This is a genomic window from uncultured Ruminococcus sp. (genome assembly GCF_934476685.1).
Classification (GTDB): Bacteria; Bacillota; Clostridia; order Oscillospirales; family Ruminococcaceae; genus Hominimerdicola.
Genome location: NZ_CAKSNX010000026.1, coordinates 1 through 9,116, shown reverse-complemented (window position 1 = coordinate 9,116; position 9,116 = coordinate 1). Strand labels below are relative to the sequence as shown.

Annotated in this window: 5 protein-coding genes and 1 pseudogene; 4 read left to right on the top strand and 2 right to left on the bottom strand. The window is 43.3% G+C overall.

All coding sequences use genetic code 11. From position 1 onward, the window contains the following. The first annotated feature begins 183 nt into the window (after window positions 1-183). Together Q0E19_RS11450 and Q0E19_RS11445 are read left to right on the top strand one after the other, a co-directional pair. Complete coding sequence (locus Q0E19_RS11450; RefSeq protein ID WP_294409660.1) at window positions 184-582, top strand: hypothetical protein; 399 nt, start codon at window positions 184-186, stop codon at window positions 580-582. 492 nt (window positions 583-1,074) lie between these two features. Further along, a complete protein-coding gene (locus Q0E19_RS11445; protein ID WP_294409658.1) occupies window positions 1,075-2,535 on the top strand; it encodes an ATP-binding protein in 1,461 nt (486 codons plus the stop codon). Window positions 2,536-2,979: 444 nt separating this feature from the next. Here Q0E19_RS11445 and Q0E19_RS11440 read toward each other — a convergent pair whose 3' ends face one another. Continuing rightward, window positions 2,980-3,789 carry an AraC family transcriptional regulator gene (locus tag Q0E19_RS11440; protein ID WP_294409657.1) on the bottom strand — a complete coding sequence of 270 codons (810 nt, stop codon included), beginning with the start codon at window positions 3,787-3,789 and terminating at the stop codon, window positions 2,980-2,982. A gap of 210 nt (window positions 3,790-3,999) precedes the next feature. Here Q0E19_RS11440 and Q0E19_RS11435 point away from each other — a divergent pair, with 210 nt between their 5' ends. After that, a complete protein-coding gene (locus Q0E19_RS11435; RefSeq protein WP_294409656.1) occupies window positions 4,000-6,819 on the top strand; it encodes an NPXTG-anchored protein in 2,820 nt (939 codons plus the stop codon). Window positions 6,820-6,879: 60 nt separating this feature from the next. Here Q0E19_RS11435 and Q0E19_RS11430 read toward each other — a convergent pair whose 3' ends face one another. Beyond that, a complete protein-coding gene (locus tag Q0E19_RS11430; protein ID WP_294409655.1) occupies window positions 6,880-7,527 on the bottom strand; it encodes a GDSL-type esterase/lipase family protein in 648 nt (215 codons plus the stop codon). Window positions 7,528-7,791: 264 nt separating this feature from the next. Here Q0E19_RS11430 and Q0E19_RS11425 point away from each other — a divergent pair. Then, a pseudogene (locus Q0E19_RS11425) lies at window positions 7,792-8,707 on the top strand (IS256 family transposase); the annotation flags it as partial. Window positions 8,708-9,116 lie beyond the last annotated feature (409 nt).

Below are 9,116 nucleotides of genomic sequence, written 5' to 3'. Positions count from 1 at the left end.
TGCCATTTTATTTTCCTCCTTTTTTCTATTATACCACGGCTAAATGTTTTCTGTCTAATTTATTATAGACGATACACAGGGAGAAACTTCAAGGTGCTGTACATAGCTGTTCCAGAGACTGTTGCTAAAGCAGCTCGCAATTCATTTAATTTGGCGGTGAATGAACAGCTCGGTCATTACGCAGTGCCGAATTCAGTATCTCTCGACCAGATGGCTGATGAATACGACCTCGACCTTGCTTCTGTTCCGTCACCGGAGGACAAGATGATCGCCAGAGCCGCAAAGCAGGAAACCGGAGAACTTTTCTCCGATCTTATTCATCACCTCATCGACCGTTCACCGAAACATGGTCTTGCTGCTCTGCTTCTTCTGAACGGCAGCAAGGGAGCCAAGTTTCAGGAGAAAATGCATCTCGGCCATGATGCCGCTAATACCGTCCGCAAGCAGTCTGCTGACATCTTGAAAGCCGGTCTTGCAAACATCAATCTGGATGAAATCAAGTCCAAGAGATCAAAGCATACCGACTACTACCGTGAGGAGGCTTATCGCCTGTTGGATGCACTTTTGAAACTGTACAACTAATAAGAAAGTAACAAATCTCTGGGGTAGTACGAACAGCCCCAGTAAAAACAGACAATGACAAAAAGCCCCTCCTATGGTATAATAGAAACCATAGGAGGGTTTTGCTGTGCAAAGAAAATACACATTATTTGTTAGGCGGATCCTCCCCAAAAAAGTCTGTAAAAACTCAGTCAACTGTGGTAGAATATAAATAACACAGATGGCATCATTAAAGGCTTTCAGAATTGGTTAGAATACAAAGCAAAACGATTTCCACCTGAGTCAATAAAAAAATCAATTGATTCATTAGAACAATTTGGAATGATCTCTCGAAATTTGTGTAGATTTCAAATATCACGATAAAGCTATAATCATTCTTCCTAGATCAACCTTATTTAAAATCAAAGTTTTAATGAGTTTTTTCTGTACCACTTGCATTTTCTTCAAATTCGTGGTATAATAATATCAAATCACGATTTACTAAATCTCGATTTGAGAAAAGGAGTGAGTACATTGTTTATTGGCAGAGAAGCGGAACTGAAATTTTTAGAAGACAAATATCGCCAAAAAAACGGACAGTTGATCGTTCTGTATGGTCGCAGACGTGTTGGAAAAACGGAGACACTTCGGCAGTTCTGTAAAGGAAAACCACATATCTTTTTTTCTTGCAGAGAATGTACAGATAAAATGCAATTGAAAAACTTTTCAGAAAAACTACTGAGAGAAAATATTCCGGCTCGTTCTTATATAACAGAGTTTTCAGACTGGGAGAAAGCACTTCGTGCCATCACGGAATTGCCATATGGTGATGCCAAAAAGCTGGTGGTGATCGATGAATTTCCTTATATGTGCAAGGGCAATCAAAGCATTCCGTCCATTTTGCAGAATTTATGGGATGAAATCTTAAAAGACGAGAATGTTATGCTGATTTTATGTGGAAGTGCAATGAGTTTTATCGAAAAAGAGATCCTTGCAGAAAAAAATCCCCTTTATGGCAGAGCAACTGGGATTTATAAGATGAAAGAATTGGGCTTTTATGAAGCCATTCAGTTCTTTCCGAATTATTCTGATCGGGATAAAGTACTTGCTTATGCGATCCTTGGCGGTATTCCGCATTATCTGAAACAATTTGACAGCGGTCTGCCACTTGCAGAGAATATCAAGAAAAATATTCTCACCAAGGGCTGTACACTATATAGCGAAGTGGAATTTCTTTTGCGGCAGGAATTGAGGGAAACACCATTGTACAATTCTATCATTGAGGCAGTTGCTCTTGGCAATACAAAACTCAATAAAATTAGTATGAAATCATTGGTGGATGACACTTCGAAAACAAGCGTATATTTGAAGAATCTGATCGAACTGGAAATTGTCGAACGTGAGTTTTCTGTTTCTGATGGGATAAAAGAGAAAGCAAATACCAATCGTGGACTTTATCATCTGACGGATAATTTCTTTCGGTTTTGGTATGCTTTTGTTTTTACAAATTACTCGGAACTGGAAGGCGGTGATGTAGATGGTGTTTATGAATATGCCATTGCTCCGCAGCTTCACGAGTTTGCAGCGTCTGTTTTCGAGGACATCTGTCGTGAATATGTTCGTGAAATGCAAAAAGCCAATGCTCTGCCATTTCGATATTCTCAAATGGGACGTTGGTGGGGAAAAACAACGGTCAGACGAAAAGATGATAAAAGAGAAGTGCAGGAAACAGAAATTGATATTCTCGCTGTTTCCAAACAAGCAACGCAGTATCTGGTAGGGGAGTGTAAGTTTAAAAACAACCCATTCCGATATTCTGAATATCTGGATACTGTTACAAAACTGTCGCCCCAAAAGGAAAAATCAGAATTCTATTATTATCTCTTTTCAGAATCTGGTTTTGATGATAAGATTTTAGAAGAGGCAGCCAAGGCTGAAAATATAACCCTTTGCAACTTATCAGATATTGTTGAGAAAAGAATGCTTAAAATTTAAGGTCGAGACAGTGGGAAAATCACATCAATCAGATGCTGCAATCACTTCAGTAACCCAACTTACAACTTCCTTTAAATATATTTAAAATCCTGCCCCCTATGCAGCCCAACAAACTGCATAGGGGGCGCCTTTTTATACTATACAATTCGGTATTAGGAATTCGGAATTGTGGCGTTGACACAAATTATATCGGGAAACAAAATGAATTTGCATTGCCGCCTAACCCGTAGGGGCGAACTGTGTTCGCCCGTTGATTACCGCCCAAAAATGTTCGTCCGAAAATGTTCACCCGTTATGTTCTGCTTAATTATCATTTTAAAAATCCGTCCGACGAAGTCGGACACCTTTAATTCCGAATTCATAATTCATAATTGCGAATTGCTTGAACGCTAATGTGTGTTTGGAAAATCTCCGTTGTGTATTCTATATAAAATTTGCTTTGCCTCAGTGGTCAAATTTCTTGGCTTTAAGCTCTTTTCTGAAACGTGAGGGGCTTAGTCCGTAGTGTTCGGTGAATTTTTTTGTCATATCACTCGGGCTGATGAAACCGCAGCGGTCGGCTATCTCCGAAAGCTTTGTATCCTCGCTGTACAGCATACAGTAGGCGTTTGCAAGGCGTGTGTAGGTCAGAAACTGCTTCGGCGACATTCCCGTCTGTTCCTTGAAAATGTGGGAGAGATGATATTTGCTTATGTAAAACTTGTCTGCAATTTCCGATATTCTGATAGGATCGGCACTGTGTTGATTTATGTATTCCTTGACCTCAAGCACTACTTTGTCAGTCTTGCCGTCTGAAATATTAATTACCCCCGAACCCCTGATTATCCCAGAAAGCAGCCTTGCAAGCAGCGCAGTAATAACAGCTTCGGAAAGTGCGTCATTGAGTTCAAGCTCGGCTTTAATGCTGTCTATCAGCTCCTCTCCGCCAAAGGTGTCCTCCGCAGCTATTGGCACCTGCGCCGCAAACCCCATAATTACCTTCTGCATAATGTCGCTGTTCCAGCTGCTGCAAAACCTCCATGGATTGAAAAACATCAGCGTGCGCTTGTATACATTTGTGTTTACCGGACTGTTTTCGTGCATTACGCAGCTGGGGATAATGTATATCATACCCGGCCTGACAGTCAATGTTTCCCCTCCGCAGCGCAGCTCAGTTTCCCCCTCGTGCAGATACAGCAACTCGCAGGAGGTGTGGCGATGCTCGCCGAAATACGTTATATTATCATAAAACTCCAAATGCTCAATGCAACCCATACTAATCACCCGATTATATTATACAACATACCTGTTCCTTTTGTCAACACCGCAACTTTTATATAGTTTTAAGCAAAAAAGCACATTGCCCCTTTGCCTGCCGTGTGATAATATATTATACAAACAATGCTGTGCGGCGAGGAGCGTTTTGCTGCACATTGACAGTATTGCCGCAGGGTGCGGCTGATTAAATTTTAGGGAGGTTTATTTATGAAACTGAAACGTATTCTGGCGACGTTTGTATGCGCTTCTCTGATGTGGCCTATGGCTGCACAGTTTGCGGCTCAGCCTGCGTCTGCTCAGGGCCTGACAAGAGATGTGGTCATTGACGGCGACAACGCCCAGACTGCTTCCAACAAGCTTTACAGAGGACAGGGTATGATAAGTGCGAACAATTCATCACGTCTGCTTATCGACTATAAGAACGAAAACCCTGAGGCTTATTGGGAGATTCTGAATTACCTGTTCGGCGAGGACGGACTGGCTATGAGCCATCTTAAGCTTGAAATGGGTGCAGATGTAAACTCATCTTCGGGAACAGAGCCGTCTGTAATGAGATACTCTGACGAGGCTGCCGACGTAACAAGGGGCGCAGGCTATCAGCTTGCTGCTGACGCTAAAACTATCAACCCCGACCTGACCCTTGATATGCTGTGGTGGGGAGAGCCTAAGTGGATATCCTCATCATCTGACGTTTACGCTGCAAGATATAAGTGGTATAAGGAAACACTTGACGCTGCGTATGAAACCTACGGCTTAAAGTTTGACTATGTCAGCGCAACTCAGAACGAGCGTGGAACGGATTCAGACTGGGTGAAATATCTTGCTTCGCACCTTGACAGCGAAACTGACTGCCCTTATGATTATTCCAATATAAAAATAGTAGCAGGCGATGAGGTATGCACATGGGAGGTAGCTGACAAAATGCTGGCTGATCCTGAGCTGTGCGATGCAATAGACGTTATCGGCAGCCACTACACAAGCTGGGCTTCTTCAAACGCTAAAAAGCTTGCTGACGAGTACGGCAAGGAGATTTGGTTCAGCGAGGCAAGCTCTCCAATGAGCGACGCCGAGGGCGTTTCAAAATATGACGGCAAAAGCTCCGGTCTGGCTGACATAGGCGGCGCATTGGATATTGCCAACAGAATAATCACAATGTACCCCGGCGGAGAGATGACTCTCTATGAATATCAGCCAGCGGTATCTGCTTATTATGACGGTGCAACCTACTGCGAAAAGCAGCTTATTACTGCTAACGAGCCGTGGAGCGGTGCGTATACGCTGGACAGCGGTTTCTATATGGCTTTGCATTTCTCTCAGTTTATAAAGCAGGGTTGGGCATTTGTTGATGGCGCTTGCTACGGCGACGGCAAGGCAGGCGGAGATGGTCACGCTATCGTTGACGCTACATACAGCTATATGACTGCGACCGACACAGAAACAGGCGACCACAGCACAGTTATCACAAACACCACAGATGAACCTATCACATATAATTTCACCGTTGAGAACCTTGAAAAAGCAGGCGATAAGGTTTATGTATGGCAGACAAAGGGCACAGACGGAGAAGATTACAAGGCTGACTATTTCAAGAAGGTCGATGAGATTACTCCTGAAAGCGAAGGCGATGCATATACATACAGCGTTACTGTAGAGCCTTACTCAATGGTAACAGTATCAACTCTTGAAGTTGAGGAAAAGGAATATACAGAGCATGAGAGCGGAGTGCTGTCGCTGCCTTATTCCGATGATTATGAGTACTCTTCATACAGCGAGGACTATCTTTCATCAAGAGGAAATATGCCGAGATACACCACCGATGAGGGCGGAGCATTTGAGGTTCAGAACGTTGACGGAAACAACGTTGTTATGCAGATGATAACTCCTGACATCAAGGGCAAGGAGTGGGGTTCATCACCTAACCCGACAACTAATTTCGGAGATGACAGATGGTTCAACTACTCTGTATCTGCTGATATTAAGCTTTCAAGCAGCGACGAGCCTTCAAAGAATTATGCAGGCTTGGGTCTGAGATATAACCTTGCAGCAAGCGGCACAAGCGGCTATTGGGCAAAGCTTTACGAGGACGGCAATATTCAGCTGATGAGAAACGGCATCGCGCTTGAAACTGCTTCTCTGAGCGGTGTGGACGTACACAGCTGGGTAAACGTTAAGGTAACAGCTGTTGCAAATAAGATAACAGTAAGTGTTAACGGCAAGGAAGTTATCAGCTATGAGAGCAGCTCGGATTCATTGCTTGGTGCAGGCAGAGCAGCTTATTTCAGCTCATACAATAACAACTGCTTTGATAATTTCAAGGCAGAGGCTGTTGACGATATTGACCCTTATATCACAAGATACGACGATATGAGCGGATTTATCACCAATTCAGGCACATGGGAGTATTCCACAACAGGTTCTTATAAGTGCCTGCACAGAACCTCCTCTAAGGCAAAGAAAGGCGCAACAGCAGCGTTCACATTCAACGGAACAGGCTTTGCTGTAAACGGCGCAAGCTCAAAGGACGTTGTGCTTTCTGTAAAGGTTGACGGCAATGTTATCGGTGATGAGATCACTACCGTTAAGAGCGGTGACAGAGAGCTTTCATATTATCTGTACGGACTTGACAGCGGCGAGCATAATGTTGAGATAACAGTTAAGAGCGGAACATACACTATCGACAGCATTGAGATCTGCTCAGGCAAAACTCCTGCTGCACAGTTCGCTTACAATGCAGAAGGAGATAACAACAACGGAGAAGATAACAACAGCAGCGAGGCTGAAAACAACGGTGAGGACGTTAGCAGCAACGAAAATGCTGCAGAGTCTGACGTAACATCAAGCGGAGCTGACGTAGTTTCCGCAGCTGACGACAATGTGGAAAGCATTGAAACATCATCAGCAGACAGAACAGTCTCAGACGATAACCCTCAGACAGGTTCACTTTGCGGAGGAGCCGCAGCGGTACTTCTTGCAGGCTCAGCTGTTCTTGCAGGCGTAGCTGTAATGATAAAGAAAAAAGAAAAATAATATAAAATAATCAACGGCAGTACGCAGAGAAATGTGCGTACTGCCGTTTTTGCTGTTAGCTTATTCGAGGACGTATTTCATCAGGTCAGGGAAAATGGCTTTGTAGCCCTCCTCATTGATGTGCATACCCTCTATGGTATACTCGGCTTTGAGTCTGCCTAAGCTGTCCTTTAAATTTGCGCTAATGTCAATATATCGGTGACCGTGCTGTGCGGCAAGCTCTTTTACAGCCTGATTTGCAGCAGCGATTTTTTCGTTGGTGCGTATTTTTAAACACTCACGCATTTCCTCCGACGCAGCCTCTGAATTCACGGGGTAATACGCTAAAAGATATATTACCGTGTCGGGCAGGGCAGTTTCTATAGCAGTCAGTATCTTGCCGTAGTTTTCCATTATGGTGCTGAGAGGTATCGAGCTGTCGCTCAGGTCGTTTGTGCCGATATTTATAAACACCTTAGTAGGCATAAGCTCTATTGCACAGATGTCGATAATAGGCAGCAGGTCCTCGGTTTTATATCCCCCGACAGCACGGTTATATACTATCGGCTTGGGGTCGGGCAGCTGGGCTATCCATTTTTCCAGCGGAAACATTTCCATCAGAGAAGAGCCTGTAAACACAACGCCGCCTTTTTTAGTGTTGAGATTTGCATTGTGATAATCCTTGACCAGCTGTTCTTTTTCAATTCGCCATTGTTCTTTTTGTGACATAGTCAGCACCGCTTTCATGATAAGTATAATTATAAGTATAGTATACCACTTTCGGCAGCTTTCATCAACGGCAAACTTTTATAATTCGGAATTCGGAATTATTATAATGCGTAATTCGTAATGCGTAATTATTTTGATTGCGGACGTAAATTGTGTGACGTTGGGGCGAACGCATTTGACGGGCGAACGCGAGCCTCTGAAAAAAGTCTGTAAAAAGTCAGCAAACTGTGGTGAAATAGAAATAACACAGGAGGCTGATTTTTTATGGGAAGACGAAAAAGAGAACCGATGAGTGAAGGAAAGAAGAATATCATTGCAGGTTTGCTGCAGGAGTATGATATCAGAACTGCTAAGGATATAGAGGACGCTCTCAAGGATCTGCTTGGTGGAACGATACAGGAAATGCTGGAGTCCGAAATGGACGAGCATCTTGGATATCATGAATATGAGCGTTCCGCAGGATCGTGACGGTACCTTTGAGCCAAAGGTGGTAAAGAAGCGACAGAAGGATATCTCGGGCATTGAGCAGAAGATAATATCGCTGTACGCAAAGGGCATGACGACACGCCGGATAAGCGAAACAATAGAGGATATCTATGGCTTTGAAGTAAGTGATGGTATGGTGTCAGACATCACAGACCGCCTTCTTCCGCAGATAGAGGAATGGCAGAAACGACCTCTTGACGAGGTATATCCAATAGTTTTCATCGATGCAGTACACTTTTCCGTTCGCGATAATGGGCAAATCAGAAAGCTCGCAGCATATGTAATACTTGCTGTAAGCCTGACAGGTCACAAGGAAGTCCTATCCATACATATCGGCGAAAGCGAAAGTGCCAAGTACTGGCTCGGAGTTCTGAATGAGCTGAAAAATCGCGGAGTTAAGGATATTCTTGTCATCTGCGCTGACGGACTTACAGGCATGAAGGAAGCAGTTTCAGCGGCGTTTCCCCAGACAGAGCTCCAGCGCTGCATCGTTCATCAGGTTAGAAATACGCTTAAATACGTCGGCGAGAAGAATAAGAAAGAGTTCGCCAATGATCTGAAAACTATCTACCACGCTCCTTCCGAGGACACTGCTCTTGAATCTCTGGAGCGTGTTACCGAAAAATGGGAGGACAATTACTTCAACGCTATGAAGAGCTGGTACAAGAACTGGGATGTAATATCGCCGATTTTTGCAGAGATTCTTAAAGACTTATAAATACAATGATAACCACTGTGATCTTTTATCCTACTAACGATAGCTAAAAACATAACGAAATGCTTTAACAGGTGTGCATTTGTATTATAATAGGTCTTTACTTTCAAAACTGCACACCAATTTTGATACAATGCGTTATCAGAACGGTGTGCAGTTTTTTTATGCGAAAACCTTGATTTTCAAATGTTTACATAGAGTCAAGTGTAATGCCCGACAATATATGTATTGGTGAGCATACCGCCGTATATTAGTGTAGTACAGTTTATTGATTACATCAAGGACAAAATTGCATATGCATATTCTCCATTTTGGCAAGTTGTAAAATAAAATGACACAAAAAAGAAGACTCAAAGAGAAACTCATGGTATAATGTAAGTGACTAAAC

Bases quoted from the DNA above. Each gene is read 5' to 3' on its own strand.
- Q0E19_RS11435 (WP_294409656.1), top strand. From the start codon at position 4,000: ATGAAACTGAAACGTATTCTGGCGACGTTTGTATGCGCTTCTCTGATG.
- Q0E19_RS11440 (WP_294409657.1), bottom strand. From the start codon at position 3,789: ATGGGTTGCATTGAGCATTTGGAGTTTTATGATAATATAACGTATTTC.
- Q0E19_RS11430 (WP_294409655.1), bottom strand. From the start codon at position 7,527: ATGTCACAAAAAGAACAATGGCGAATTGAAAAAGAACAGCTGGTCAAG.